Below are 25199 nucleotides of genomic sequence, written 5' to 3'. Positions count from 1 at the left end.
AGGGCAAGGGTCCGTACGCCGTGCGTGCGGGCCCCTGCCCGGCCGGGCGACGGAGCCGCTGGTCAGCGGCGCAGCGCCCCCGACTGCTCAGGTACGTGCGTAGCGACCACGCGGCCCTCGTGGGCGACCTCGCGCCGTCGGTCCACCGTGTACGCCACGCCCGCCACGCCCAGACCGAGCACCGCCAGCACCGCCCCCGCCAGCGCCGGCGACGTCACGCCGAAGCCCGCCGCCAGGGCGAGGCCGCCGATCCAGGCGCCGCCGGCGTTCGCCAGGTTGAAGGCCGCCTGGTTGGCGGAGGAGGCGAGGGAGGGGCCCGCCGCGGCCTTCTCCATGACCATCAGCTGGAGGGGGGAGCCGGTGACGAACGCCGCCATGCCGAGGAGGGTGACGGACAGGGCCGCGCTCCACTCCGCCCGCATGAGGACCGGGAACAGCAGCAGCACCACCGCCAGGGAGGCGAGGCCGCTGAAGAGGGTGCCGCGCAGGGAGTGGTCCGCCAGGCGGCCGCCGAGGAGGTTGCCGGCGGTCGCGCCGACGCCGAACAGGGCCAGCAGCAGCGTCACGTTGGTCTCGGCGAAGCCCGCCGCGTCAGTGAGCATCGGGGTGATGTAGCTGTAGGCGGCGAAGAGGGCGCCGAAGCCCGCCACCGTGGTGCCCAGGGCCAGCCACACCGGCACCGAGCGCAGCGCCGCCAGCTCGCCGCGCAGGCCGGTCGTGGGGGCGGCGGCCCGGTCGTGCGGGATCAGCAGGGCCAGCGACGCTATCGCCGCCAGGCCGATCGCGCTCACGCCGAGGAAGGTGGCCCGCCAGCCCATGTGCTGGCCCATCAGCGTGGCGGCGGGGACGCCGGCGATGTTGGCGACGGTCAGGCCGAGGAACATCAGGGACACCGAGCGGGCCTTGCGCTCCGGCGCCACCATGTTCGTGGCGACCACCGCGCCGACACCGAAGAACGCGCCGTGCGGCAGGCCGCTGAGGAAGCGGGCGGCCAGCAGGGCGTCGTTGCCGGGGGCGAAGGCGGAGAGCGCGTTGCCCGCCACGAAGAGGGCCATCAGGGCGATGAGGACCGTGCGCCGGGACATGCGGGCGGTCACGGCGGCCAGCAGCGGCGCACCGATGACCACGCCCAGCGCGTACGCCGAGACCAGGTGCCCGGCGGCGGGGATGGAGATGTGCAGGTCGTCCGCGACGTCGGGGAGCAGTCCCATCATCACGAACTCGGTGGTGCCGATACCGAAAGCGCCGACGGCCAGTGCGAGCAGGGCCAGGGGCATGTAGGGCCTGTGCCTTTCGAGGGGAGAGCGGAGTTCCATCGCAGCGTATGTTCTCGTGCGGAACAAAGTCTCCCCGGCCCGGTATTCCAGCCGGTTACGCGGACGTGTCCAGCTTCACACGGGCGGCGATCGGCAGGTGGTCGCTGTTGGTGCGCGGCAGAGTCCAGGAGCTCTCCGGCCGGACGCCCTTGACCAGGATCTGGTCGATCCGCGCCATCGGGAACGACGCCGGCCAGCTGAACCCGAAGCCGCTGCCCGCCGCGCCCTGGGTGGAGCGCAGCTGGGAGGTGACGGCGTTCAGCGCGCGGTCGTTCATGGTGCCGTTGAGGTCGCCGAGCACGACCACCCGCTTCAGCGTCTCGTCGGCGATGGCCTCGCCGAGCGCGTCGGCGCTCTTGTCCCGCTGGCGTGCGGTGAACCCGGCCTCCATCTTGACCCGCACCGAGGGGAGGTGGGCGACGTAGACGGCGAGCGGGCCCTCGGGGGTCGTCACCGTGGCGTGCATCGCGCGCTTCCAGCCGAGTTTGATGTCGACGGCCGCGACGCCGGTCATCGGGTACTTGCTCCACAGGCCGACCGTGCCGACGACCGCGTGGTACTTGTACGTCGCCGCGAGCGCCTTCTCGTACACCGGGACGGCCGAGGCGGGCAGCTCCTCAAGGGCCAGCAGGTCCGCGCCCGAGGAGGCGACGTCCTGGGCGGTCGCGGCCGGGTCGGGGTTGTCGGCGTTGACGTTGTGGGTGGCCACCATGAGGTCGCCGCCCCCGCCCGCCTTGTCGAAGACGAGGCCGCCGAAGAGGTTCAGCCACACGATCGCCGGGAACAGCACCGCGATCAGGGCGGTCGCCGACCTGCGGACCAGGCCGAGGACCAGCAGCACCGGGATGGCCAGCCCCAGCCAGGGCAGGAAGGTCTCGGTGAGGCTGCCGAGGTTGCCCACCCGGTTGGGGATGCGCGAGTGCACCAGCATCACCAGGGCGACCAGCAGCGCGAGGACGGCGAGCACGATGCCCCGCCGCCAGATGCGTGGGTCGCCGCGCCAGCCGGCGACGAGGCGGTGCGTCAGGCGCCGAAGCCGGGATCCCGGTCGCTCGGGCCCCGAGCCGCCGTTGTCCGTCTCCGTCATGTACGCCTGCTGCGCCATACCGTCTGCCTCACTGCCTGCCGTGCACGCCGTCGTTCCCCCGCGCTTCTGACGACCCTAGGGGATGATCGGCTCGTTCCCGCCGTCCCATGACGGCCGTACGGAAGACGAGGACGAACGAGGCGGCGCCGTGGGTTCCGGTTACCCCCCGTACGGGCGGTGTCTGTGACCAAACGCGCACATTAGACCGGCGGGACCGCGGGGCTGACGGGGCGTAGGCCCGCCAGGACCGTGTCCACGATCCGCTCGGACAGCCCCTCGGGCAGCTCGGCGTCGGGGCGCATGACGGAGCGGACCAGCATGGGGCCGACGAACATGTCGTTGGCCAGCTCCAGGTCGATGTCCGGCCGGAGTTCGCCGCTTTCCTGCCCGCGCCGCAGCACGTCCATGACCAGCGCGCGCCGGGGCGCTATGACGCTCGCGTGGTACGCCACCCAGATCTTGGGGCTGGACTTCATCTGCGCGTACACGTTGTGCAGGATCGCCGAGGAGCGGCTGACGAGGCCGCGCTGGCGCAGCACCTCCACCAGCACCACGAGGTCGTCGCGCATGGAGGTGCCGGAGAGTTCGGGGTCGGGGGGTTCGGCGGCGCGGATGACGTCGACGAACAGTTCCTCCTTGCCGCTCCAGCGGCGGTAGATCGTGGCCTTGCCGACCCCGGCCGTGCGCGCGACGCGCTCGATGGAGAGTTCGGCGAGGGGAACGCCCTCCTCCAGGAGCTTCATCACTCCCTCGAGGATGGCGCGTTCCACGGCCTCACTGCGCGGGCGGCCCCGTACGGGTCCGTCCGGTCGCGGCCGGCTGTCGGCAAGGCTCACGTCGTCCGTCCTTCCACTGTGCTGCGGGAATTGTCCCGCAGCCGCCTCCTTCCCCCGTGGAACCGCTGTCCCTCTTCCGCCCGGTCAGTCCGCGGCCGCCACCAACTCCGGCTCCCGCTCGCCCTGCTGACCGGCCGGCGGCCTGCCCGGCAGGAACAGGGCCACCACCACGGCGCCGATGAGCGCGACGCCCGTACCGCACAGGGCGGTGACGTGCATGGCGTGCAGGAAGGCGTCGTTGGCGGGCGTGACCAGGGCCTGTCCGCGCGGGCCGAGCTTCTCGGCGATACCCAGGGTGGCCTCGATGGACTCGCCGGCCGTGTCCCGCAGGGCGGGCGGCAGCATGTTCAGCTTGCCCTCGACGCCGTTGCGGTAGGCGGCGGAGAGCACCGAGCCGAGGACGGCGATGCCGAGGGCGCCGCCGACCTGGCGGAAGGTGTTGCTGAGCGCGGAGGCGGAGCCGGCCTTCTCGCGGGGCAGGGCCTGCATGATGACGACCGAGGTCGGCGTCATGATGTGCGCCATGCCGGTGCCCATGAGGAAGAAGATGACCTCCAGCAGCCAGATCGGCGTGTCGGTCTCGAAGGTGGCGAACGCGGCCAGGGTCGCCGCGATCAGCACCAGACCGGCGGTGGTGGTGGCCTTGTTGCCGAACCGGTCGACGACCAGCCGGGCCCGCGGCGCGAAGATCATCTGCGCGGCGGCCAGCGGCAGCATCATCACGCCGGACTCCAGCGGCGAGTAGCCGCGCACGCTCTGCATGTAGAAGACCGAGAAGAACGTGACGCCCATCAACGCGAAGAAGACCAGCGCGATGGCGGCCATGGCGGCCGAGAAGACCTTGTTCTTGAAGTAGGTGACGTCCAGCGACGGGTGGTCGCTGCGCTTCTCGAAGATCACGAAGCCGGCGAGCACGGCGAGACCGGCGATGATCGTCGCCAGCACCTTGGCGTCGGTGAAGTCGGCCAGCTCGCCGCCCTTGATGATGCCGTAGACGAGCAGCACCAGGCCGACGACGGACAGGACCACGCCGACCGGGTCGAGGCGGCCGGGCTTCGGGTCGCGGGAGTCGGGCACCAGCCACACCATCAGGGCGACCGCGATGATCACGATCGGCACGTTGATGAGGAAGACCGAGCCCCACCAGAAGTGGTCGAGCAGCGCGCCGCCGGTGATCGGGCCGATGGCGATGCCGAGACCGACGCCGCCGGCCCAGATACCGATGGCCTTGGGCTGCTCCTCGCGCTCGAAGACGTTCATCAGTACGGCGAGGGTGGCCGGCATCACGAAGGCGGCACCGAGGGCCATCACGGCGCGGAAGGCGATGAGCTGGTCCGGGGAGCCGGACTCGGCGGCCAGGGCCGAGCCGATGCCGAACAGGACGATGCCGCCGAGCAGCACCTTCTTGCGGCCCAGCCGGTCACCGATGAGGCCCGCGGTGAATAGCAGGCCCGCGAAGACCAGGGTGTAGCTGTTGATCGCCCACTCGATCTCGCTCTGGGTGGCGCCGAGGCCGGTGGGCGCCGGGGTCGAGATGGTCTTGATGGCGACGTTCAGGATGGAGTTGTCGAGCACCACGATGAGCAGGCTCAGCATCAGCACGCCGAGGATCGCCCAGCGGCGCCGGTGCACCGCTTCCGGTATCCGGGAGGCAGGGACGGAAGTTGTCATGTGTTCGAGCCTAGGGCCATTTCAATACGGAACCGTCTCGTATCTTATTTCTTTACCGAGGCCTTACGCACCGGAGTCTTCCGTTCCGCACCGACAGCGTTTTTCGAAGGGATCACAGGGGGGTCCCCTGGCCCTCGGCGGCACCAAGTGCCACCATGGAGGCGATCCGGGGACGCCGTCAGGGCGCCTCGAGATGACTGAAGGAGCCGTTGCCATGACGCAGCTTTCGGCTGCCCACACCACGCCCTCCGACGGCAGCAAGGCGCTGTACGGGGGGAAGGGCACCCGCCGCATCACCGTCCGCGACATCGCCCTCGCCAAGGAGCGCGGCGAGAAGTGGCCCATGCTCACCGCCTACGACGCGATGACCGCGTCCGTGTTCGACGAGGCCGGCATCCCGGTGATGCTCGTCGGCGACTCGGCGGGCAACTGTCACCTCGGGTACGAGACCACCGTGCCCGTCACCCTCGACGAGATGGCCGTGCTGTCGGCGGCCGTCGTACGCGGCACCCAGCGCGCCCTGATCGTCGCCGACCTGCCGTTCGGCTCCTACCAGGAGGGACCGGTGCAGGCGCTGCGCTCGGCGACCCGGCTGGTGAAGGAGGCCGGCGTGGGCGCGGTGAAGCTGGAGGGCGGCGAGCGCTCGCACGAGCAGATCCGGCTGCTGGTGGAGTCCGGTATCCCGGTCATGGCGCACATCGGGCTGACCCCGCAGTCCGTCAACGCGATGGGCTACCGCGTGCAGGGGCGCGGCGAGGAGGCGGCGGCGCAGCTGCTGCGGGACGCGAAGGCGGTGCAGGACGCGGGCGCGTTCGCGGTCGTCCTGGAGCTGGTCCCGGCCGAGCTGGCGGCCGAGGTGACGCGGGTGCTGCACATCCCCACCGTCGGCATCGGTGCCGGGCCGGAGACGGACGCGCAGGTTCTGGTGTGGACCGACATGCTCGGTCTCACCTCCGGCCGGGTGCCGAAGTTCGTCAAGAAGTACGCGGACCTGCGTGAGGTCATGGGCAACGCGGCGAAGGCGTTCGCCGAGGACGTCGTCGGCGGGACGTTCCCGCTGGAGGAGCACTCCGTCCACTGACGCTCCCGTCCACCAGAGCCGATCCGGCACCAGAGCGGCCCCGTCGATTTCCCCCGTCGACGGGGCCGCTCCCCTTCCGCGCCGGCTCACGCGTGGACGGCGCCGAGCTGCCGTAGCTGGGAGAGGACGTCGACGACTCCCCAGATCTCGGCGATACGGCCACCGGCGAGGCGGAAGACGAAGATCTCGCCGTACCTGACGGACCTGCCGGTCGGCGCCAGGCCCCGGTACTCCCCCAGATGGGTGCCGGTGACGGTGTTCCGGTAGACGACCTTGTCGCCTTCCGCGATCACGTCCTCGATCTCCACCCGCAGGTCGGGGAACGCGCGCAGGAGCACCGTCCAGACCTCTTTGAGCGCCTGCACGCCCGTCACGCCCGTCGGCACGGGCGCGTGGAAGATCAGGCCGGGCTCGACGACCTCGTCGATGGTCCTCGCGACCAGTTCCGCGTCGCCGGTGCGCACGGCGTCGTGCAGGCGGCTGAAGGCCGCCGTGCTGCTTGATGACCGGTCCGCTGTCATGGGGGCTCCTCCGTCGTCGGTGGGTACACCCTCATGACGCTCCGACGCGCCCGCGTGTGACATGTCGGCGCCGTGTCGGTACCAGCGGGCCGGCTGTCGGTGGTTTGTCGGTGGGGGCTGTCACTGTCCTCCTCATGACGCGAATCGATGACAACCCCGCCGGCGGGCGCTCCGCCGTGACCGTACGGGGACTGGTCAAGCACTACGGCGAGACCAAGGCGCTGGACGGGGTCGACCTGGATGTCAGGGAGGGCACCGTGATGGGGGTCCTCGGGCCGAACGGTGCCGGGAAGACCACCCTCGTACGGATCCTGTCCACCCTGATCACGCCGGACGCCGGAGAGGCCGTCGTGGCCGGCTACGACGTCGTGCGGCAGCCCCGGCAGCTACGGCGGGTGATCGGGCTCACCGGGCAGTACGCCTCCGTGGACGAGAAACTCCCGGGCTGGGAGAACCTGTACCTGATCGGGCGGCTGCTGGACCTGTCCCGCAAGGACGCCCGGGCCCGGGCCGACGAGCTGCTGGAGCGGTTCTCGCTGACGGAGGCCGCGCGGCGGCCCGCCGGCACCTACTCCGGCGGTATGCGGCGGCGGCTGGACCTCGCCGCCTCCATGATCGGCCGGCCCGCCGTGCTCTACCTGGACGAGCCGACCACCGGGCTGGACCCGCGCACCCGCAACGAGGTGTGGACCGAGGTCAAGGCCATGGTCGGGAGCGGGGTCACCGTGCTGCTGACCACCCAGTACATGGAGGAGGCCGAGCAGCTGGCCTCCGAGCTGACCGTCGTGGACCGCGGGAAGGTCATCGCGAAGGGCGGCATCGAGGAGCTGAAGGCCCGTGTCGGCGGGCGCTCGCTGCGGGTGCGGCCGGTGGATCCGCTGCAACTGCGGCCGCTGGCCGACATGCTGGACGAGCTGGGCATCACCGGGCTAGCCACCACCACCGTGGACAACGAGACCGGCACGCTGCTGGTGCCGATCCTCAGCGACGAGCAGCTCACCGCGGTGGTCGGCGCGGTCACCGCGCGCGGCATCACCATCTCCTCCATCACCACCGAACTCCCCAGCCTGGACGAGGTGTTCCTCTCCCTCACCGGCCACCGCGCCAGTGCCCCGCAGGACACCACGCCCGCCGACTCCCTCAAGGAGGTCGCCGCATGAGCGCCCACCCGTCTCCCACCGCCACCCTGGACGAGGCGCTCCGCGCCGCCCCTTCGGACACTGTCACCACCCCCGCCGCCCACCTCAAGGGCGACACCCCCATCTCGGTCCGCGCGCATCTGCGGCACACCGGCGCGCTGATCCGCCGCAACCTGCTGTGGATCCGGCAGGACCCGGAGTCGATGTTCGACGCCATCCTGTTCCCGGTGATCTTCACCCTGCTGTTCGTGTACGTCTTCGGCGGCTCGATCGGCAAGTCCTTGGGCGGCGGCCAGGACGCGTACGTCCAGTACGTCGTGCCGGGCCTGATGGCCATGATGGGCATGAACATGGCCCAGGGCGTGGGCACCGGCTTCAACCAGGACTTCAACTCCGGTGTCATGGACCGCTTCCGGTCCCTGCCCATCGGGCGCGGCTCCGTGCTCTTCGCCAAGATCGCGGTGGAGCTGATGCGGATGCTGTTCGCGACCGCGGTCCTGATGCTGGTCGCCGTCCTCGTCGGCTACGACGTCCACCGCTGGGACGGCCTGCTGGCCTCCGTGGGCCTGTCCGTGGTGTTCGGCTCGGCGCTGATGTGGGTGTTCCTCACCCTCGGCGTGATGATGAAGAACGCGCAGTCCGTGCAGGCGATGGGCTTCCTGGTGCTGATGCCGCTGCAGTTCGGCTCCTCGATCTTCGCGCCGACCGCCTCGATGCCGGGCTGGCTGCGGAACTTCACCGACTACAACCCGCTCTCCGCGCTGGCCGACACCGCGCGCGGCCTGATGGAGGGCGGCCCGGTCGCGCACGACCTGTGGGTGACGCTGATCTGGTCGGTGGGGCTCACCGCGGTGATGGCCCCGGTCGCCATCCACAAGTTCCGCACCAAGAGCTGACGTCCGGCGATATCCGGCGACGTCACACCAGGGCGGTGGCCTCCGCGAGGGAGAGGCCACCGCCTTCGGCGCACGCGGCGTCGAACGCCGCCCGGTCGAGCACGGCGAGGACGGCCCCCTCGGCGTGCTCGCGCGTCGCCCGCTCGACGGTCGCCGCGACATGGCCCGGGGGCAGCAGCGCGTGGGCGGCGCCCAGGCAGCGGGCGGCGTCGGCGGCTCGGCTGCCGCCGTCGGCCTCGGCGAGCGCGGCCGCCGCGATGGTCAGGTACAGGGGCTGCAGGTGCGGGGCGATGGCCTGGGACAGCGGGTCGCTGGAGCGCGCCAGCGCCCGCCGGATCTTGTCCATGGCGTCCTCGATGCGGCCGTCGACGATGTCCACCCAGGCCTCCTGACCGAGGATGAGGGCGTCGAAGACCACGAAGTGCGCGATGCCGAAGCCCTCGCGCAGCAGCCGCAGTTGTTCGCGTGCCTCCGCGACCCGGCCGGTCAGGCAGAGCCGGGCGGACAGGAAGAGGCGTGCCATGGGCAGCGCCTCGCTGTTGCTGCCGTCCGTGCGCTCGATGACCTCGCGCAGCAGGCCTTCGCCCTTCTCCGGCTCGCCCGTCTCCAGGAGCACGGCGCCCAGGCGGATGGCGAGCACCGATGACTGGGCGCGGGCGCCGAGGCGCTCGGCGTACGCGACGGCCGCCCGGAAGTCGGCGGCGGCCGCCTCGTACTCGCCCTTGCGCTCGCGCGACTCGCCGCGTGCGGAGAGCGCCTCGGCGGCGCCCCAGGCGTCCCCGAGGCGCTCGAAGATCTCCAGCGCCTCGTCGGCGTCGCGGGTGGCGTCGCCCGCCCACTCGGTGCGGTTGGCGAGGATGTTGGCGCGCATCTGCAGGGTGCCGGCCAGCTCCCACTCGAATCCGGGGGTCTCCCGGCAGGTGCGGACGCAGGAGTCGAGGATGGCGCGCAGCCGGTCGACGCCGCTGGTCAGCAGCTCGGCGAAGAACCAGAGCATGCCCGGGGCACGGCAGGTCTGCGGCATCCCGGGTTCGTAGACCCGGGTGATGGCGCGCAGTTTGGCCTGGGCCGTGGGGGTCTGCCAGGTGTCCAGTTCCGTGTCCATGCAGGCCAGATGGGCCAGGTGCAGCCCGCGCCGGGCCTCGTCGAGCAGTTCGCCGGTGTAGGGGGGCGGGATGTCCGTGCAGCGCTGCCACACCGGGGCGGCACGGCGCACGGGCTCCTCGAACGGGTCGGGGCCCAGCGCCATGACCTCGCGGCACAGATTGCGGGCCTCGACGCGCAGGTCGCGCATCTGCCAGTACCAGATCAGGGCGTGGATGATGCAGAGCGCCTCCTGTTCGTCCCGGCCGGCGATGGCGTGCCGCAGGGCGGTGCGCACGTTCTCGTACTCGAGCTGGAGCCGGTCGACGGCGGTGCGCTGTCCGGGGCCGCGCAGCAACGGGTCGGTGGTGCGGGCGAGTTCGCGGTAGTACGTCAGATGGGCGCGTTCGGCCTCGGTACGGCGCCCGGTCTCGTCCAGCCGTTCGGTCGCGTACTCGGCGACGGTCTCCAGCAGGCGGTAGCGCATCTGGCCGTCGGCCGAGGGGGCGGCCACCACGAGGGACTTGTCGACGAGGGAGCCGAGCGCGTCCATGGCGACCGGGCCGCAGACGGCCTCGGCGGCGGCCAGGTCGCAGCCGCCCGCGAACACCGACAGCCGGCTGAGGACGTCGCGTTCGTCCGTGTCGAGCAGGTCCCAGGACCAGTCCACGACGGCGCGCAGGGTCTGCTGGCGGGGCAGCACGGTGCGGCTGCCCCTGGTGAGCAGCCGGAAGCGGTCATCGAGCCGGTCGGCAATCTGGCGGGGCGTCAGCATGCGCAGCCGGGCGGCCGCCAGCTCGATGGCGAGGGGCAGTCCGTCTAGCCGCCGGCAGATCTCGGCGCACGTCTCGGGGTCGTCCTCGACCCGGAATCCGGGCCGGGCCGCCGCGCCCCGGTCGGCGAGCAGTCGCAGTGCGACGGGCTCGGGCAGCGGCTCCACGGGCCGCACCAGTTCCCCCGGCACGCCGAGCGGTTCCCGGCTGGTGGCGAGCAGGGTCAGCTCCGGGCAGTGCGCCAGCAGGCGTTCGGCGAGCTGGGCGGCGGCCTCGACGACGTGCTCGCAGTTGTCCAGGACGAGCAGCATCCGGCGCCGGGCGCAGTGCTCCACCAGCCGCTCGACCGGGTCGTCGTGCCGGTCGGCGACGGCGCGCATGCTCTCGGCGCCGGCGCCGTGCAGCACGGTCTCGCGGGCGCCGATCGCGGTCAGCACGGCCTGCGGAACGGCGTCCGGTTCGTCCACGGGGGCGAGTTCGGCCAGCCACACGCCGTCCCGGGCGGTGTGCCGCACCGACTCGGCGGCCTCCTGGGACAGCCGGGTCTTCCCGGCCCCGCCGGGTCCGAGCAGGGTGACCAGCCGGGCGACGCCGAGGTCGGCGCCGATGGCCGCGATGTCCGGCTCGCGGCCGACGAAGGAGGTGAGCCGGGCCGGCAGGTTGCCGAGGAAGGCGGCGGGCGGCGTGGGGCCGGGTTCCGGAGCAGCCGGCGCGGTGGGTGCGGTGGGTGCGGTGGGCGCGGTACCGGTGGTCTCGGCGAGCAGCAACTCGCTGTGCAGGGCGCGCAGTTCGGGGCCCGGGTCGGAGCCGAGCCGGTCGGCGAGCAGTTGTCGTACGTCGTCGTAGGCGGCCAGCGCCTGGGCGGGGCGGCCCAGGTCCCTGAGCGCCCGCAGCCGCAGCGCCTGCAGCGGCTCGTCCAGGGGGTGGCTGTCGCACAGCGCGGCCAGCTCCGGCAGCGACCGCCCGGCGTGGCCGAGGGCGAGGGCGGCGGTGTGCCGGGCGCGCAGGGCGTCCAGGCGGCGGGTCTCCCAGCGGGCCGCCTCGGCGGTGCGGTCCGGCAGGTCGGCGAGGGCGGGGCCGCGCCACAGGGCGAGCGCGTCGTCCAGGACGACGGCGGCCTTCGCCGGGTCGCCGTCGGCCAGCGCGCCGAGCCCCTCGCCGGTCAGCCGGTCGAAGCGGGTGAGGTCGACGTCGTCGGGGGCGGCGACGAGCCGGTAGCCGCCCTCGGCGGAGGCCACGGCGCCGGCGCCGAGCGTCCTGCGCAGCCGGCCGACCAGCGCCTGCAGCGCGCCGGCCGCGTCGGCGGGCGGGTCGGCGCCCCACACCTCGTCCACCAGGACGCCCGCCTGGACGGTCCGGCCGGCCCGCAGCGCGAGCACGCTGAGCAGGGCGCGCAGCCGCGCTCCGCCGAGCGGGACGGGCGTGCCGTCGGGGCGGTGGGCCTGGGTGGTTCCGAGGAGGCGATAGCGCACGGGGTCCATTCTCTCCGGAGCGGTCAGCGCCGGTCACCGGGTTCGCGCGGTGCGCCGTCCGGCACCTCCAGGGTGACGAGGGCGCCGTGGACCCGGCGGACGCGGTGCGGGCCCCGCGGCGGTGCGTAGTCCTCCTCCGCGAACCACTTCGGGCAGTGGTCGACGGGCTCGAACGTCACCGAGCCGGGCACCGGTTCGGGGGAGCGCCCCGAAGGGAGGAGCGTCACCTTCCCGTACGGCGGCGCCGCGCGCCCGAGGTCACGCAGGTCCAGGTCGAGCGTGTACTCCTGGTGCACCAGGTCGATGGCGCGGACCCGGCCGGTGGTCGGGTGCGTGGTGTCCGCATGGTTCTCCACCCAGGCCTCGGCGCCGTGGCAGTCCCCCGCCAGCAGCTGCCGTTCGTCGAGGTCGACCAGCGGCCAGTCGATCTCGTCGCCGACCGAGAAGGGCTCACCGCAGCAGCCCATCTGCCATTCCTCGTAGAACACCTTCTTCAGTGCCATTCCCCCACCATCCAGGAACCGGACGGATACCGCTAAGCGTTTTCCCGGCGTGTCCGCCGTTCGGTACGGTCGGCCTTCCCGACCGCCCCGCCTACAGGAGCCGCCCATGACCACCGCCACCACCAGCCGCGGCGACCGCCGTGTCAGTCCCGTCTTCGTCGGCATCCTGGCCGTGACGGCGGTGACCGGCTGGGCGACCTGGACCGGCTTCGCCGAGCAGCCGGGTGTCGCGGTGTTCCTGTTCGTGACGGCGGCCTGGATCGTCTCCCTGTGTCTGCACGAGTACGCGCACGCCCGCACCGCGCTGCACTCCGGGGACATCTCGGTGGGCGAGAAGGGCTATCTCACCCTCAACCCGCTGAAGTACACGCACGCGCTGCTGAGCATCGTGCTGCCCGTGGTGTTCGTGATCATGGGCGGGATCGGTCTGCCGGGCGGCGCGGTGTTCATCGAGCGCGGCCGGATCCGGGGCCGCTGGCGGCACAGCCTGATCTCGGCGGCCGGCCCGCTGACGAACGTGCTGTTCGCCGCGGTGTGCACGGCGCCCTTCTGGCTGCACGCCCTGGACGGCGTGCCCCGCGACTTCCGGTACGCGCTGGCGTTCCTCGCCCTGCTCCAGGTGACGGCGGCGATCCTGAACTTCCTGCCGGTGCCGGGCCTGGACGGCTACGGGGTGCTCGAGCCGTGGCTGTCGTACGGCGTGAAGCGGCAGGTGGAGCCGTTCGCGCCGTTCGGGCTGCTGTTCGTGTTCGCGCTGCTGTGGGTGCCGTCGGTGAACCACGCGTTCTTCGACATGATCTACACGATCCTGCGCGCGCTGGGCGTGAGCGACGGCTTCTCGGACTGCGGCTACTGGCTCTACCGCTTCTGGAACGGCACCCCGGAGCTGTGCGTGGTCAGCTCGTGACGGACTCGCCCTGCGCGGCAGCGGCTGCGCGGCCGCGCTTGACGTAGTACCAGGTCATGTTGGACGACAGGCCCGCGAGGAGCACCCAGACGATCCCCAGCCAGCTGCCCTGGGCGAAGGAGACGACCGCTGCGGCGACGGCGAGGACGCAGACGATCAGGGGGTAGAGGGCGATGCGGGGCATGGGGCTCGGCTCCTGTCGGGGACACTGCTCGGTATTGCTTCGCCGACCAGTGTCCCCCATCGCCCGGTACGGCTCACACGTCGGTGACGCGGAGCCCCGCGTGCGCCTTGTACCGGCGGTTGACGGAGATCAGGTTCGCCACCAGGGACTCCACCTGGTGGGCGTTGCGCAGCCGCCCGGCGAAGACGCCGCGCATGCCGGGAATGCGGCCGGCCAGCGCCTGCACGGTCTCCACGTCGGCCCGGTCCTCGCCGAGCACCATCACATCGGTGTCGATCCGCTCGACCTCCGGGTCCTGGAGCAGCACGGCCGACAGGTGGTGGAAGGCGGCGGTGACCCGGGAGTCCGGCAGCAGCGCGGCGGCCTGCTCGGCGGCGCTGCCCTCCTCGGGCTTCAGGGCGTAGGCGCCCTTCTTGTCGAAGCCGAGCGGGTTGACGCAGTCCACGACGAGCTTGCCGGCCAGTTCCGCGCGCAGCGACTCGAGGGTCTTGCCGTGGCCCTCCCAGGGCACGGCGACGATCACGATGTCGCTGCGGCGCGCGGTCTCGGCGTTGTCGGCGCCCTCGACGCCGTTCCCCAGCTCCTCGGCGGCGGCCTGCGCGCGCTCGGCGGCCCGCGAGCCGATGATCACCTTCTGGCCGGCCTGGGCGAGCCGGTGGGCGAGGCCCTTGCCCTGCGGGCCGGTGCCGCCGAGCACGCCGACGACCAGCCCGGAGACGTCGGGCAGGTCCCAGGGGTCCTTCGCGGGGGCCTTGGCGGGAGTCTGTGCGCTGTCGGTAGAGGTCATGGGCCGACTCTACGTCCGCGAAGGTGACGGCAGCGGGTCGGGTGAGCCACGGAAGGGGGGCCGGCCGTCCTGTCCCCGGGTCGGGCGAATTCGGCGTGAACTCCGGGCCGCGGGCGATCGGTTGCGGCAGGATGCGGCCGCATGGACGCCGTACGTGTCGCGTTGCTGCGCGAAGTGCTCGCCGGGACCGAGTGGCTGGGAGCCACCCGGCGGTTCGCGGGGGTGCTGCGCGGGTCGGTGGTGTCGCACGGGGGCGGGCTGCTGCTGGTGGGCACGCCCGAGTACGAGCCCTGGCACCTGGCCGCGCACCTGGTGGACGAGGCCGCGTGGTCGGGCACCCCCGAGCTGGCGCCCACGCTGGTACGGCACCACGCGCGCCTGGCCGACCCCGCCCACCTGGCCGTCGGACCCGGCCGGATCGAGGCGGCGCGACGGGGCGAGACCCTGCTCGTGGTCGCCCCCGAGGAGCCGGCGGAGCTGCTGGAGCGGGTGCACGGGGCCCGCCGGGCCGGGGTGACGGTGCTGGCGCTCGGCGCGGGTGGCGGCGAGCTGGCCGCGATGGCCCACGACACGCTGGCCGTGCCCGAGGGGGCGGAGCTGGACCTGGACAGCGTGCAGCACCTGGTCAGCGCGGCGGCCGGCGAGAACAGCTCTCCGCGGGTCCGGCGGGGGTTCCGGGACCGCCTGTCCCGGCTGGCGGACATTCTGACGGCGCCGCCCGCTGCCCCTTGGTGAGGAGAACCGGACCGCTCCTGACCGTCGCGGGCGGCTGCGACATGGTCAGCGGGGTCTTCCGGGGCGCGATGTGGAACCAGACGATCCCGGACGAGCTGCGCGGCCGGCTCGCCGCGGCGTCGAGCTGCTGTCGTACGCGGTGGGCCCGCAGCTCGGGCAGGTCCGTTCCGGCGGTGTCGCGGCCTGGGCGGGCGTACGGGCGTCCGTGTGGTCGGGCGGGGTGCTGTGCGTGGGCGCGATGGGCTGCCGGCCCTGTGCCTGCCGGGGCTGATGACGTACGACGCCCGGAGCGACGAGCACGCGGTGCGGCTGCGCGAGCAGCGCGCCGCCACCGCGTCCGCGCCGGTGTGAGTCAGTCCTCGTCGGCGTCCCGGCCGCCCGCGGGGGCGTCGTGCCAGCGGGGGTCGGTCTCCCATTCGAGGTTGCGCTCCTGCGCGGTCTCCATCGCGCGCTGCGCCTCCTGCGGGCTGGCGTACGGCCCGAAGCGGTCCTTGCCCGGGCAGTCCGGGCCCTCCTCGACCTTCTTGTGCTCCAGGCAGTAGTACCACTCACCCGGCTTGCCGGCGGTGCGCTTCTTGAACAAGGCCATGGACAGCTCCTCTCGCCACGCACATATTCCCCCATGCCCGCTGGTTAGACTCGCTGGCATGTCTGGCCAGTCGCTGCTCGTACCCGGGGAGATCTCCCCCTCCCGTTCGGTACCCGGAAACATCCGCCGCCCCGAGTACGTCGGCAAGCCCGCGCCGGCGCCGTACACCGGTCCGGAGGTGCAGACGCCCGAGACCGTAGAGGCGATGCGCCTCGCCGGCCGCATCGCCGCGCAGGCGATGGAGGAGGCCGCGAAGCTCATCGCGCCGGGCGTCACCACCGACCGGCTGGACAAGGTCGCCCACGAGTACATGTGCGACCACGGCGCCTACCCGTCGACCCTCGGCTACCGCGGCTTCCCCAAGTCGCTGTGCACCAGCGTCAACGAGGTCATCTGCCACGGCATCCCGGACACGACGGTCCTCAACGACGGCGACATCGTCAACCTGGACGTGACCGCGTACATCGGCGGGGTGCACGGCGACAACAACGCCACCTATCTCGTCGGGGACGTGGACGAGGAGTCGCGGCTGCTGGTGGAGCGGACCCGGGAGTCCCTGAACCGCGCGATCAAGGCGGTCAGGCCGGGCCGGCAGATCAACGTCATCGGGCGGGTCATCGAGTCCTACGCCAAGCGCTTCGGCTACGGAGTGGTGCGGGACTTCACCGGGCACGGCATCAGCTCGTCGTTCCACTCCGGCCTGATCATCCCGCACTACGACAGTCCGCACGCGACGACGGTCATGCAGCCCGGCATGACCTTCACCATCGAGCCGATGCTGACGCTGGGGACGTACGAGTACGAGATGTGGGACGACGGCTGGACCGTCGTGACCAAGGACCGCAGGCGGACGGCACAGTTCGAGCACACGCTGGTGGTGACCGAGACGGGCGCGGACATCCTGACCCTGCCGTGATCCCGGCCGCCCGGACCGCCCGAACCTCCTGAAGGCCCGCCCCCACCAGGTGGGGGCGGGCTTTCCGCTGCCCGCTCCGCCCACCCGCGGAAGTTTCCCGACACCCTGTCGGTAAACTTGCCAGCAGGGTGGTCGGCAGATCGCCGTGCCCGAGTCCGGGGAGAGCCCATGGAGTCGTTCTCGACCGTCATCCGCACCGCGTCGCACCAGCAGCACGTGGTGGCGGAGACCTCGTCGTTCATGAGCGACCTGCTCGGTGGCCGGCTGGGAGTGGCCGCCTACGCGCGCTACACCGAGCAGCTGTGGTTCGTCTACGAGGCACTGGAGAGCGCGACCGGACGGCTGGCGGCGGATCCGGTGGCCGGGCCCTTCATCCGGTCCGAGCTGCTGCGGCTGCCCGCGCTGGAGCGGGACCTGGCGCATCTGCGCGGCCCGCGCTGGCGCTCGGAGGTGTCCGCCCTGCCCGCGACGGAGGCGTACGCGGACCGGGTCCGGGAGTGCGCCGAGCGCTGGCCCGGCGGTTACGTCGCCCACCACTACACCCGCTACCTGGGCGACCTGTCCGGCGGCCAGATCATCCGGGACCGGGCGGAGAAGACCTGGGGTTTCGCGCGCAAGGGCGACGGCGTCCGGTTCTACGTCTTCGAGGACATCTCCAACCCGGCCGCGTTCAAGCGGAGTTACCGGGAACTCCTGGACGCGGTCGACGCGGACGAACTGGAGAGGCAGCGCATCGTGACGGAGTGCAAGCGGGCGTTCGCCCTCAACACCGCCGTCTTCCAGGCCCTGGGCGAGGAGTTCGCACAGAGCGCCTGACGATCGGCGCCCTGCGCCCCTCGAACGATCAGCGCTCCAGGAAGACCCGGCCGCCGACCTCCACCCAGCCGTGCGGCTGGGGTGCGGTGAGGATCTGGGAGCCCCTGCCCTGGGTGATGTTCAGGGCCCGGCCCAGCCGCTCGGTGAGCAGCAGCGCCGCCGCGCCCGTCGCCTCGTCCTCGTCGATCCCGTCGTCGCGGCCGGGGAAGGCGCGGGCCCGGACCCGGCCGGCCGCCTCGTCCTCCCAGGCCCAGGCGTAGACCCACTCGCCGGGCGGCGGCACGTCGAGGGCGTCGACCTCGGCGGCGGTGCCGTACTGGCGCAGGGTGCGCGGCGGGGCCCACTGCGCGCGGGCCTCGATCCAGCTGAACTCGCCGTCCAGCCGGACGCCCACCACCCCGGCGGGCGTGACCAGCTCGGGCACGTCCAGCAGCCAGGCCGTGCCGACGCAGGGGTGACCGGCGAAGGGCAGGCGCAGGGTGGGCGTGTAGATGTCGATCACCCCGCGCTCGGGGTCGTCCACGAACACGGTCTCGCTGAAGCCGAGCTTGGCGGCAAGCGCCTGCCGGTCGTCCCGCTCGGGCAGCACCGATCCGTCCCGGACGACGCCCAGCTCGTTGCCGTAGCCGCCGTCGGGTCCGCAGAAGACGCGGAGCACGTCGTAGTCAGTCACGAGGAGATTGAATCATCCCTTGACTTTCCCTTTACCTTTCACTGGCGCCCCCTTTGAGGCGCCGAGATCAAGCCGTGTCTGTGATCCTTCCGTGAGAGCCGAATCACGACCCGGGTGTGTATCGCTGAGGTAAGCCTCAGCTATGTTAGGTCAGCCTCACCACACCAGATCCGTCTTGGAGCCTGCATGCGAGCCGCCCGACTGACCGTCACCGCCGCCACCACCGTGGCCGCTCTGACCGCCCTCTCGGCCTGCACCGCGAAGAGCGATGCCAAGGACGGCAAGGCCATCGAGGTCACCGCCGCCGACTCCAAGTGCGACACCTCGGCCAAGTCCGTGCCGGCCGGCCAGGTCACGCTGAAGATAGAGAACAAGGGCGCCAAGGCCACCGAGGTCGAGATCGTCTTCCCGGACGACCGGATCGTCTCCGAGAAGGAGAACATCGGCCCGGGCACCAAGTACACGCTGACCGCCGAGGTGAAGGCGGGCACGTACGAGATCGCCTGCCGCCCCGGCATGAAGGGCCACGGCATCCGGCAGAAGCTCACCGTCACCGGCGGCGGCAAGACGGCCCGGCGCGACCCCGGGCTGGACAAGGCGGTCGCCGACTACCGCCAGTACGCGCAGGACCAGGCCGGCGAGACGCTGCCGCGCGTGGAGACCTTCGTGAAGGCGGTCAAGGCCGGCGACGTGGAGGCCGCCAAGAAGGCGTACCCGCTCTCCCGCCTCGGCTGGGAGCGCACCGAGCCGGTCGCCGAGTCCTTCGGCGACATCGACCCGAAGGTCGACGTCCGCGAGGACGGCCTCGAGGAGGGCCAGAAGTGGACCGGCTGGCACCGGCTGGAGAAGGCCCTGTGGAAGGACAAGAAGATCGGCGCCGAGGAGAAGACCCTCGCCGACCAGCTCGTCACCGACCTCAAGGACTGGCAGGACCGGGTCGGCAAGGCGGAGATCACCCCGTCCTCCATGGCCAACGGCGCCAAGGAGCTGCTGGACGAGGTCGCGACCGGCAAGGTCACCGGTGAGGAGGACCGCTACGCCCACACCGACCTGGTCGACTTCAAGGGCAATGTCGAGGGCGCGCAGAAGGCCTACGAGCTGCTGAAGCCGGTCGCCGCCAAGAACGACCCGGCGCTGGCCAAGGAGCTGGACAAGCAGTTCACGGCGCTGAACGGCGTGCTCGACAAGTACCGCTCCGACAAGAACTCCTACGAGTTCACCTCCTACGACAAGGTCACCGGGGAGCAGCGCAAGGAACTGTCGGACGCGGTGAACGCGCTCGCCGAGCCGTTGTCCAAGCTCGCCGCCGCCGTCGTGAAGTGAGCAGGGGGACAAGACGATGACCGAGACCCAGGAGACCCGGGAGACCCAGGAGTCCCGCGACGGCAGTCCGTCGCGCCGGGCGCTGATCGGCTGGGGAGGTGCCGGGCTGGCGCTCGGGGCCGCCGCGGCCGGCGGTGGGATGGCGATGGCGAAGGTGGGCGACGACATCGACCCCGCCTCCGCCGAGGCGGGCGGGGCGGTGCGGTTCCACGGCACCCACCAGGCCGGCATCGCCACCCCCGTGCAGGACCGGCTGCACTTCGCCGCGTTCGACGTGAAGACCGACGACCGCGACGCGTTCGTGCAGTTGCTGAAGGACTGGACGGACGCGGCCCGGCGGATGACCGCCGGGAAGACCGTCGGCGAGGGCGCCTACGGCGGGCTCGCCGAGGCGCCGCCGGACGACACCGGCGAGGCTCTCGGACTCAAGCCGTCCCGGCTGACCCTGACCATCGGGTTCGGACCGTCGTTCTTCGACAGGTTCGGCCTTCACGACCGGCGGCCCGCGGCCCTGGTCGACCTGCCCGCCTTCCCCGGCGACAACCTGGACAAGACCCGCACCGGCGGCGACCTGTGCGTCCAGGCCTGCGCGGACGACCCGCAGGTCGCCGTGCACGCCATCCGCAACCTGGCCCGGATCGGCTTCGGCAAGGTCGCCATCCGCTGGTCCCAGCTCGGCTTCGGCAAGACCTCGTCGACCACCCCGGGCGCCCAGACCCCGCGCAACCTGTTCGGGTTCAAGGACGGCACCCGCAACATCGCGGGCACCGAGAGCGATCGCCTGAAGAAGTTCGTCTGGGCCGGCGAGGGGGACGGGCCGGACTGGATGACGGGCGGGTCCTACCTGGTCGCCCGGCGCATCCGCATGAACGTCGAGACCTGGGACCGGACCTCGCTGCAGGAGCAGGAGGACGTCTTCGGCCGCGACAAGCGCGAGGGCGCCCCGGTCGGCAAGGCCAAGGAGCACGACGAGCCGTTCCTGAAGGCGATGAAGCCGGACTCGCACGTGCGGCTCGCGCACCCCGACTCCAACGACGGCATCACCATCCTGCGCCGCGGCTACTCCTTCACGGACGGCACCGACGGCCTCGGGCGCCTCGACGCCGGCCTGTTCTTCCTCGCCTACCAGCGGGACGTGCGCAAGGGGTTCATCCCGCTGCAGCGCAGGCTGTCCGCGCACGACGCGCTCAACGAGTACATCCAGCACGTGGGTTCGGCGCTCTTCGCGGTTCCCCCCGGCGTCCGGGACACCGGCGACTGGTGGGGACGCTCGCTGTTCCAGAAGGAGGCGTAGCCCGTGTTCTCCAACTACCTGATCGGTCTGCGCGAGGGGCTGGAGGCGTCGCTCGTCGTCTGCATCCTGATCGCCTACCTGGTCAAGACCGGCCGCAGGGACGCCCTGAAGCCGATCTGGATCGGCATCGGCATCGCCGTCGCCATCGCGATGGGCTTCGGCTGCGCCCTGGAGTTCGGCTCCCAGGAGATGACGTTCCAGGCGCAGGAGGCGCTCGGCGGCTCGCTGTCCGTCGTCGCCGTGGGCCTGGTGACCTGGATGGTGTTCTGGATGCGGCGCACCGCGCGGCACCTGAAGTCGGAGCTGCACGGCAAGCTGGACGCGGCCCTCGCGATGGGTACGGGCGCGCTGGTCGCCACCGCCTTCCTGGCCGTCGGCCGGGAGGGCCTGGAGACCGCCCTGTTCGTGTGGGCCTCGGTGCACGCGGCGAGCGACGGCACCCCGCGCCCGCTGATCGGCGTGGCGCTGGGCCTGGCCACGGCCGTCCTGCTGGGCTGGCTGTTCTACCGGGGCGCCCTGAAGATCAACCTGGCCAAGTTCTTCACCTGGACCGGCGGCATGCTGGTCGTGGTCGCGGCGGGCGTGCTGGCGTACGGCTTCCACGACCTGCAGGAGGCGAGCTGGATCCCGGGCATCAACCACCTGGCCTTCGACATCAGCGGCACGATCCCGCCGGACAGCTGGTACGGCACCCTGCTGAAGGGCGTGCTCAACTTCCAGCCGGACCCGACCGTCGTCCAGCTCACGGTGTGGGCCCTCTACCTGGTGCCGACGCTGGCCGTCTTCCTGCTCACGCCGGAGTTCCGCGCCCGGCTGCGCGGCGGCCGGCGGGGCACGGCGGCTCCCGCCGGGGGCAAGGTCCCGGCGTCCGAGTAACGGGTCCGGGCAACGGGACGGCACAGTACGGGAACCGGCCGTCCGCGCGCCTTCCCGTCCCGGTAGGGTTCGCCTCCGGGAAGGGGAGGGTGAAGGCACCTCATGAGCAGGGATCGCAGTCGTCGCGGGCTTCGCAGGCGTGACCGGAACGCACTCATAGCGGCTTCGCTGACCGCTTTGTCGTTGACGGCGAGCGGATGCGTGGTGGTGCACGGGGAGCGCGAGGTGCTCCCGGCCGCCGGCCGCGCCGAGGCCGCCAAGGCCCTACGGCAGTTCACGGACGCGTACAACAAGGCCGACAAGGCCTACGACCGCTCCCTGGACGCGAAGCACGTCACCGGCGCCCTCGCCGACATAGACGGCGCCCGGTTGAAGGCCGGGCACGCCAACAGCCCGTCGGGCAACGCGAACCACTCGCCGCTGGAGCTGACGGACGCGAAGTTCACCATCCCGAAGAAGGCCGGGTGGCCGCGCTGGTTCGTCGCGGACGCCAAGGGCAACAAGGGCGGCAACGCCCGCTGGCTGCTGGTGTTCACCCGGGACGGCCTCGGTGAGCCGTGGCAGGTGGCGTATCTGACGCTGGTGGCGGCAGGGGACGTACCGCAGTTCAAGAAGGACGCGGACGGCTGGGCCGAGGCCGTGCCCGCCGGCTCCACGGGGCCGGCCGTGCCGCCCGCCGAGCTGAGCAAGGGGTACGCGAGCCATCTGAAGAGCGGCGGGAACACCTTCGCGGACGGCCCATACACCAGCACCCTGCGCGCGAACCGCAAGAAGCTGACGAAGCGGCCGGGTCTGGTCCGGCAGTTCATCGACGAGCCGCTGACCAGCGGCGACTACGCGCCGCTCGCGCTGCGCACGGCGGACGGCGGGGCGCTGGTGTTCTTCACCACGCACCACTACGAGAAGCAGACGGCCGCCGCGGGCACGTCGGTGCCCACCCCCAACCGGGATGTGCAGGCCCTGACCAAGGGCGAGATCAAGCAGTCGCTGACGCTGGAGATCATCGCGAACGAGGCCGCCCTCGACCCGGCGGGCAGCGGCCGGGTGTCGGTGCTGGGGCGGGTCCAGGGGCTGACGGCGGCGCAGGGCGAGTAACCCGCGCGAGGCCCGGCCCCGGCGAAGGCTCAGCCCGGCTCAGTGCCGCGGTGGCCAGGCGGCGCCGGCGGGGTCGCCGGTGTGACGGGCGCAGGCGTCGGTCAGCGTCTCCAGCAGGCTCAGCGGTTCGGGCAGCGGGTGCTCCGGGCCGCGCAGCCAGCGCAGCCCCCGCTCCCCGTCACCGGGCAGCCGGGAGGGCGGTACGAGGACGTAGGAGCCGCGGCAGTGCCAGCGCAGGCCCGGATGCTCGTCCATGGTCTCGGGGTGGCAGTCCAGCTCGCAGGGCCACCACTCGTCCTCGTCCTCGGGGGTGCCCCGGGTGAGGGTGAAGAACAGCATGCGGCCGCCGTCGTCGCTCTCGGCGACCGGCCCGACCTCCACACCGGCGTCGAGCAGCCGCTCCAGCGCCTCCCGGCCGGCCTCCAGAGGCACGTCCAGGACGTCGTGCACCATGCCGGTGGCGGTGATGAAGTTGGCCTGCGGCTGCTGCCGGGCCCAGCGCTCGATCTGGGCGCGGTCGGTGGTGGACTGCGTCTGCCAGGCGAACGACACCGGGTGCCGGGCCGGGGTGGGACAGCCCACGCGGTCGCAGGAGCAGCCGTAGCCGGCCCCGGGGTGCGCGGCGGGCGCGAGCGGCAGACCCGCGGCGGCGGCGGCGAGCAGCAGGGCCTCACGGCCGCCGGGGTCGGCGGTCTCCTTCGGGCGGCGCCCGCGCAGCCACTGGGAGAGTTTGCCCTGTCGGCCGCTACGGCCGCCGAACGTCGCGCTCATCTGTCCCCTCGCCTCGCCTGGTGCGGACAGCATGCCTCATCGTCCCATCCTCCTGCGCTTCGGGGTGTCACCGGTGCCATCCGGAGAAACCGGACGATACGCGCCGCGCAGGAGGTCAGCGCGGGGCCAGGCCGTGCAGGGCGTAGTCGACCAGGGTGTCCGTGTAGTCGTAGGAGATCGGGCCGGTGCGCTGGAGCCAGCGCTGGGCCAGCGGGGAGACGAAGAGTTCCAGGGCGATGCGCGGGTCGAGGTCGGGGCGTACCGCGCCGGTGTCCTGCGCCGAGCGCAGCCGGTCGACGTAGAGCTGGAGCTGGGGTTGCAGGAGCTTGTCGACGAACTCGCGGCCGAGCTGCTCGTCGACCAGGCCCTCGGCGGCCAGCGCGCGGGCGGGCGTCTCGAAGCACGGGTCGAGCAGTTCGTCCACGGTGGCCCGCAGCACCGTCTTGAGGTCGGCGGCGAGGTCGCCGGTGTCGGGGAGGGTGTAGGGCTGCTGTCCCGCCGCCCGTGCCGCCTGCTCCCCGAGGTCCAGGAACGCCTCCAGCAGGACGTCCGCCTTCGACGACCACCACCGGTAGATGGTCTGCTTGCCGACCCCGGCGCGGGCGGCGATCCCCTCGACGGTGGTCTTGCGGTAGCCGGTCTCGCCGACCAGGGCGAGGGCGGCGGCGTAGATCGCCCGGCGGGACTTCTCACTGCGCCGGGTGGCGTCGGGGGCGGGCTTCTTGACCATGGGCTGACGCTAACAAGCCCGCGCGGCTACGCGGGCGGGTCCTGGGGCGGCCAGGGGTCGCCCCAGTCGGCGTCCCGGGCCGCCCGGTACAGGCCGCCGTGGCGCTTGGTGACGGTCGTCCGGCCCAGCCGCTCCTCCGCCTCGCACAGGTCCAGCAGCACCTGCCCCTTGCGGATCTGGGGGCGCCGGACCACCCGGTTCGGGGCCGGCTCGGCGGGCAGCCGGGTGGCGGCCACGTAGCTGAACTTCTCGTCCTCGTACGCCAGGGAGCCGCCCTTGACCTGCCGGTGCAGCGAGGAGCGGCTGACCCGGGCGGAGAAGTGGCACCAGTCCGTGCCGGGGACGATGGGGCAGGCGGCGCTGTGCGGGCAGGGTGCGGCCACCCGGAAGCCGGCGCGGACGAGACGGTCGCGGGCCTCGATGACGCGCTCGTAGCCCGCGGGCGTACCGGCCTCCACGATCACGACGGCCTGCGCGGCGGCCGCGGCGGCGTCCACGAGGGCGGCACGGTCGGCCTCGGCGAGTTCGTTGAGGACGTACGACACGGTGACGAGATCGGTGGGGTCGAGGGTGAGTGCCGTGCCGATCCGGGCGCGTTCCCAGCGGGCGTCGCGCAGGGCCGGGTTGGCGGCGGCGATCTCCCGGCCGAGGGCGAGCGCGGGTTCGGCCCAGTCGAGCACGGTCACCGGCCGTGTCCCGTCCCAGGTGGCGGTCACCGCCCAGGTCGCCGCGCCGGTGCCGCCGCCGACGTCCACATGGCTGCCGGGTGCCCAGCCGGGCGCGGCGTCCGCGAACGCCTCCAGCGCCGAGCGGACCGCCTCGAAGGTGGCGGGCATCCGGTAGGCGGCGTACGCGGCCACGTCGGCGCGGTCGCGCAGGATCGGGGTGCGGGTGGGGGTGTCGCCCCGGTAGCTGGCGATCAGCCGCTCCACGGCCCCGGCGGCCTGCCTGGGCGGAAGCCCGTCGAGCAGTGCGGTGACAGAGGCACGGAGGGCGTCGGCTGGGGAGGCTGGGGCGTTCACCCCGCGATTCTCTCAGCAACCCGGAGGGGACCGATCCCGGTGGGACCAGTGACGCCGGGCACCCGGGGAGTCCGCCCCCACGGCGCCGGGACACGGGGATCAC

The 25199-nt window shown here is 72.3% G+C and carries 25 protein-coding genes and 1 pseudogene; 12 read left to right on the top strand and 14 right to left on the bottom strand.

Features of this window, described 5'->3' with window-relative positions:
- Nucleotides 1-62 precede the first annotated feature (62 nt).
- The 4 genes from ACFVVO_RS29665 to ACFVVO_RS29650 form a co-directional block, all read right to left on the bottom strand.
- Nucleotides 63-1277, bottom strand: a complete 1215-nt coding sequence (locus tag ACFVVO_RS29665; protein WP_390058947.1) for an MFS transporter — start codon at nt 1275-1277, stop codon at nt 63-65.
- A 94-nt stretch (nt 1278-1371) separates the two neighbouring features.
- On the bottom strand, nt 1372-2421 hold the full coding sequence (locus ACFVVO_RS29660; RefSeq protein ID WP_390058946.1) for an endonuclease/exonuclease/phosphatase family protein: 1050 nt from the start codon (nt 2419-2421) through the stop codon (nt 1372-1374).
- Nucleotides 2422-2603: 182 nt separating this feature from the next.
- The gene (locus tag ACFVVO_RS29655; RefSeq protein ID WP_390058944.1) at nt 2604-3239 is read right to left on the bottom strand and encodes a TetR/AcrR family transcriptional regulator; all 636 of its coding nucleotides are present in this window, start codon (nt 3237-3239) and stop codon (nt 2604-2606) included.
- Nucleotides 3240-3323: 84 nt separating this feature from the next.
- Entirely contained in the window at nt 3324-4910 is a 1587-nt protein-coding gene (locus tag ACFVVO_RS29650; protein ID WP_390058942.1) for an MFS transporter, read from the bottom strand.
- Between the two features lie 214 nt (nt 4911-5124).
- On the opposite strand from ACFVVO_RS29650, the gene panB reads away from it, so the two are divergent.
- Nucleotides 5125-5991, top strand: coding sequence for a 3-methyl-2-oxobutanoate hydroxymethyltransferase (panB, locus tag ACFVVO_RS29645; RefSeq protein WP_390058941.1), 867 nt, complete (start codon nt 5125-5127; stop codon nt 5989-5991).
- A gap of 86 nt (nt 5992-6077) precedes the next feature.
- Here panB and ACFVVO_RS29640 read toward each other — a convergent pair whose 3' ends face one another.
- Nucleotides 6078-6512 (bottom strand): ester cyclase, encoded by a 435-nt coding sequence (locus ACFVVO_RS29640; protein WP_390058940.1) that lies wholly within the window; start codon nt 6510-6512, stop codon nt 6078-6080.
- 134 nt (nt 6513-6646) lie between these two features.
- On the opposite strand from ACFVVO_RS29640, the gene ACFVVO_RS29635 reads away from it, so the two are divergent.
- Together ACFVVO_RS29635 and ACFVVO_RS29630 are read left to right on the top strand one after the other, a co-directional pair.
- On the top strand, nt 6647-7672 hold the full coding sequence (locus ACFVVO_RS29635; RefSeq protein WP_390058939.1) for an ATP-binding cassette domain-containing protein: 1026 nt from the start codon (nt 6647-6649) through the stop codon (nt 7670-7672).
- Nucleotides 7669-8547, top strand: coding sequence for an ABC transporter permease (locus tag ACFVVO_RS29630; RefSeq protein WP_390058937.1), 879 nt, complete (start codon nt 7669-7671; stop codon nt 8545-8547). The genes ACFVVO_RS29635 and ACFVVO_RS29630 overlap by 4 nt, the downstream gene beginning before the upstream one ends.
- A gap of 22 nt (nt 8548-8569) precedes the next feature.
- Here the strand turns inward: ACFVVO_RS29630 and ACFVVO_RS29625 are convergent, their stop codons facing one another.
- On the bottom strand, nt 8570-11884 hold the full coding sequence (locus tag ACFVVO_RS29625) for a BTAD domain-containing putative transcriptional regulator (protein ID WP_390058936.1): 3315 nt from the start codon (nt 11882-11884) through the stop codon (nt 8570-8572).
- Nucleotides 11885-11898: 14 nt separating this feature from the next.
- Entirely contained in the window at nt 11899-12378 is a 480-nt protein-coding gene (locus ACFVVO_RS29620; protein WP_390058935.1) for a DUF6578 domain-containing protein, read from the bottom strand.
- Nucleotides 12379-12484: 106 nt separating this feature from the next.
- Between ACFVVO_RS29620 and ACFVVO_RS29615 the strand changes: the two genes are divergently transcribed.
- Nucleotides 12485-13285: a site-2 protease family protein gene (locus tag ACFVVO_RS29615; protein ID WP_390058934.1), complete on the top strand. Its 801-nt coding sequence runs from the start codon at nt 12485-12487 to the stop codon at nt 13283-13285.
- Here the strand turns inward: ACFVVO_RS29615 and ACFVVO_RS29610 are convergent.
- On the bottom strand, nt 13275-13529 hold the full coding sequence (locus ACFVVO_RS29610) for a hypothetical protein (RefSeq protein ID WP_390058932.1): 255 nt from the start codon (nt 13527-13529) through the stop codon (nt 13275-13277). The genes ACFVVO_RS29615 and ACFVVO_RS29610 overlap by 11 nt on opposite strands.
- Nucleotides 13530-13542: 13 nt before the next feature.
- On the bottom strand, nt 13543-14256 hold the full coding sequence (npdG, locus tag ACFVVO_RS29605) for an NADPH-dependent F420 reductase (protein ID WP_390058929.1): 714 nt from the start codon (nt 14254-14256) through the stop codon (nt 13543-13545).
- Nucleotides 14257-14397: 141 nt separating this feature from the next.
- Between npdG and ACFVVO_RS29600 the strand changes: the two genes are divergently transcribed.
- The gene (locus ACFVVO_RS29600) at nt 14398-14991 is read left to right on the top strand and encodes a hypothetical protein (protein ID WP_390058928.1); all 594 of its coding nucleotides are present in this window, start codon (nt 14398-14400) and stop codon (nt 14989-14991) included.
- Between the two features lie 17 nt (nt 14992-15008).
- A pseudogene (locus ACFVVO_RS29595) lies at nt 15009-15342 on the top strand (MFS transporter); the annotation flags it as partial.
- Nucleotide 15343: 1 nt separating this feature from the next.
- Here ACFVVO_RS29595 and ACFVVO_RS29590 read toward each other — a convergent pair.
- A complete protein-coding gene (locus tag ACFVVO_RS29590; RefSeq protein WP_351660041.1) occupies nt 15344-15580 on the bottom strand; it encodes a hypothetical protein in 237 nt (78 codons plus the stop codon).
- Between the two features lie 58 nt (nt 15581-15638).
- Between ACFVVO_RS29590 and map the strand changes: the two genes are divergently transcribed.
- Together map and ACFVVO_RS29580 are read left to right on the top strand one after the other, a co-directional pair.
- The gene (gene map, locus ACFVVO_RS29585; protein ID WP_390058926.1) at nt 15639-16496 is read left to right on the top strand and encodes a type I methionyl aminopeptidase; all 858 of its coding nucleotides are present in this window, start codon (nt 15639-15641) and stop codon (nt 16494-16496) included.
- A 168-nt stretch (nt 16497-16664) separates the two neighbouring features.
- The gene (locus ACFVVO_RS29580) at nt 16665-17312 is read left to right on the top strand and encodes a heme oxygenase (biliverdin-producing) (protein WP_390058925.1); all 648 of its coding nucleotides are present in this window, start codon (nt 16665-16667) and stop codon (nt 17310-17312) included.
- A gap of 28 nt (nt 17313-17340) precedes the next feature.
- On the opposite strand, the gene ACFVVO_RS29575 is transcribed toward ACFVVO_RS29580, so the two are convergent.
- A complete protein-coding gene (locus ACFVVO_RS29575) occupies nt 17341-17985 on the bottom strand; it encodes a PhzF family phenazine biosynthesis protein (protein WP_390058924.1) in 645 nt (214 codons plus the stop codon).
- 186 nt (nt 17986-18171) lie between these two features.
- On the opposite strand from ACFVVO_RS29575, the gene efeO reads away from it, so the two are divergent.
- From efeO to ACFVVO_RS29555, 4 genes are all read left to right on the top strand, one after another.
- On the top strand, nt 18172-19308 hold the full coding sequence (efeO, locus tag ACFVVO_RS29570) for an iron uptake system protein EfeO (RefSeq protein WP_390058922.1): 1137 nt from the start codon (nt 18172-18174) through the stop codon (nt 19306-19308).
- Nucleotides 19309-19324: 16 nt separating this feature from the next.
- Nucleotides 19325-20602 carry an iron uptake transporter deferrochelatase/peroxidase subunit gene (efeB, locus tag ACFVVO_RS29565; protein ID WP_390058921.1) on the top strand — a complete coding sequence of 426 codons (1278 nt, stop codon included), beginning with the start codon at nt 19325-19327 and terminating at the stop codon, nt 20600-20602.
- A 3-nt stretch (nt 20603-20605) separates the two neighbouring features.
- Nucleotides 20606-21478: an iron uptake transporter permease EfeU gene (gene efeU / locus ACFVVO_RS29560; RefSeq protein WP_390058920.1), complete on the top strand. Its 873-nt coding sequence runs from the start codon at nt 20606-20608 to the stop codon at nt 21476-21478.
- 102 nt (nt 21479-21580) lie between these two features.
- Complete coding sequence (locus tag ACFVVO_RS29555; RefSeq protein WP_390058918.1) at nt 21581-22573, top strand: hypothetical protein; 993 nt, start codon at nt 21581-21583, stop codon at nt 22571-22573.
- Nucleotides 22574-22612: 39 nt separating this feature from the next.
- On the opposite strand, the gene ACFVVO_RS29550 is transcribed toward ACFVVO_RS29555, so the two are convergent.
- The 3 genes from ACFVVO_RS29550 to ACFVVO_RS29540 form a co-directional block, all read right to left on the bottom strand.
- A complete protein-coding gene (locus ACFVVO_RS29550; protein WP_390058916.1) occupies nt 22613-23344 on the bottom strand; it encodes a bifunctional DNA primase/polymerase in 732 nt (243 codons plus the stop codon).
- A 115-nt stretch (nt 23345-23459) separates the two neighbouring features.
- Nucleotides 23460-24074: a TetR/AcrR family transcriptional regulator gene (locus tag ACFVVO_RS29545; protein WP_390058914.1), complete on the bottom strand. Its 615-nt coding sequence runs from the start codon at nt 24072-24074 to the stop codon at nt 23460-23462.
- A 26-nt stretch (nt 24075-24100) separates the two neighbouring features.
- Complete coding sequence (locus tag ACFVVO_RS29540; protein ID WP_390058912.1) at nt 24101-25096, bottom strand: small ribosomal subunit Rsm22 family protein; 996 nt, start codon at nt 25094-25096, stop codon at nt 24101-24103.
- Between the last annotated feature and the right edge of the window lie 103 nt (nt 25097-25199).

The organism is Streptomyces sp. NPDC058145, from assembly GCF_042884245.1.
GTDB lineage: Bacteria > Actinomycetota > Actinomycetes > Streptomycetales > Streptomycetaceae > Streptomyces.
This window is presented reverse-complemented; position numbering and strand designations above follow the sequence as displayed.

Coding starts and splice junctions, on each gene's coding strand:
- ACFVVO_RS29625 (WP_390058936.1), bottom strand. CDS start 11,884: ATGGACCCCGTGCGCTATCGCCTCCTCGGAACCACCCAGGCCCACCGC.
- ACFVVO_RS29635 (WP_390058939.1), top strand. CDS start 6,647: ATGACGCGAATCGATGACAACCCCGCCGGCGGGCGCTCCGCCGTGACC.
- ACFVVO_RS29620 (WP_390058935.1), bottom strand. CDS start 12,378: ATGGCACTGAAGAAGGTGTTCTACGAGGAATGGCAGATGGGCTGCTGC.
- ACFVVO_RS29630 (WP_390058937.1), top strand. CDS start 7,669: ATGAGCGCCCACCCGTCTCCCACCGCCACCCTGGACGAGGCGCTCCGC.
- npdG (WP_390058929.1), bottom strand. CDS start 14,256: ATGACCTCTACCGACAGCGCACAGACTCCCGCCAAGGCCCCCGCGAAG.
- ACFVVO_RS29580 (WP_390058925.1), top strand. CDS start 16,665: ATGGAGTCGTTCTCGACCGTCATCCGCACCGCGTCGCACCAGCAGCAC.
- efeO (WP_390058922.1), top strand. CDS start 18,172: ATGCGAGCCGCCCGACTGACCGTCACCGCCGCCACCACCGTGGCCGCT.
- efeB (WP_390058921.1), top strand. CDS start 19,325: ATGACCGAGACCCAGGAGACCCGGGAGACCCAGGAGTCCCGCGACGGC.
- ACFVVO_RS29550 (WP_390058916.1), bottom strand. CDS start 23,344: ATGAGCGCGACGTTCGGCGGCCGTAGCGGCCGACAGGGCAAACTCTCC.
- ACFVVO_RS29660 (WP_390058946.1), bottom strand. CDS start 2,421: ATGGCGCAGCAGGCGTACATGACGGAGACGGACAACGGCGGCTCGGGG.
- panB (WP_390058941.1), top strand. CDS start 5,125: ATGACGCAGCTTTCGGCTGCCCACACCACGCCCTCCGACGGCAGCAAG.
- ACFVVO_RS29665 (WP_390058947.1), bottom strand. CDS start 1,277: ATGCCCCTGGCCCTGCTCGCACTGGCCGTCGGCGCTTTCGGTATCGGC.
- ACFVVO_RS29615 (WP_390058934.1), top strand. CDS start 12,485: ATGACCACCGCCACCACCAGCCGCGGCGACCGCCGTGTCAGTCCCGTC.
- ACFVVO_RS29640 (WP_390058940.1), bottom strand. CDS start 6,512: ATGACAGCGGACCGGTCATCAAGCAGCACGGCGGCCTTCAGCCGCCTG.
- map (WP_390058926.1), top strand. CDS start 15,639: ATGTCTGGCCAGTCGCTGCTCGTACCCGGGGAGATCTCCCCCTCCCGT.
- ACFVVO_RS29650 (WP_390058942.1), bottom strand. CDS start 4,910: ATGACAACTTCCGTCCCTGCCTCCCGGATACCGGAAGCGGTGCACCGG.
- ACFVVO_RS29610 (WP_390058932.1), bottom strand. CDS start 13,529: ATGGGGGACACTGGTCGGCGAAGCAATACCGAGCAGTGTCCCCGACAG.
- ACFVVO_RS29600 (WP_390058928.1), top strand. CDS start 14,398: ATGGACGCCGTACGTGTCGCGTTGCTGCGCGAAGTGCTCGCCGGGACC.
- ACFVVO_RS29590 (WP_351660041.1), bottom strand. CDS start 15,580: ATGGCCTTGTTCAAGAAGCGCACCGCCGGCAAGCCGGGTGAGTGGTAC.
- ACFVVO_RS29555 (WP_390058918.1), top strand. CDS start 21,581: ATGAGCAGGGATCGCAGTCGTCGCGGGCTTCGCAGGCGTGACCGGAAC.
- ACFVVO_RS29545 (WP_390058914.1), bottom strand. CDS start 24,074: ATGGTCAAGAAGCCCGCCCCCGACGCCACCCGGCGCAGTGAGAAGTCC.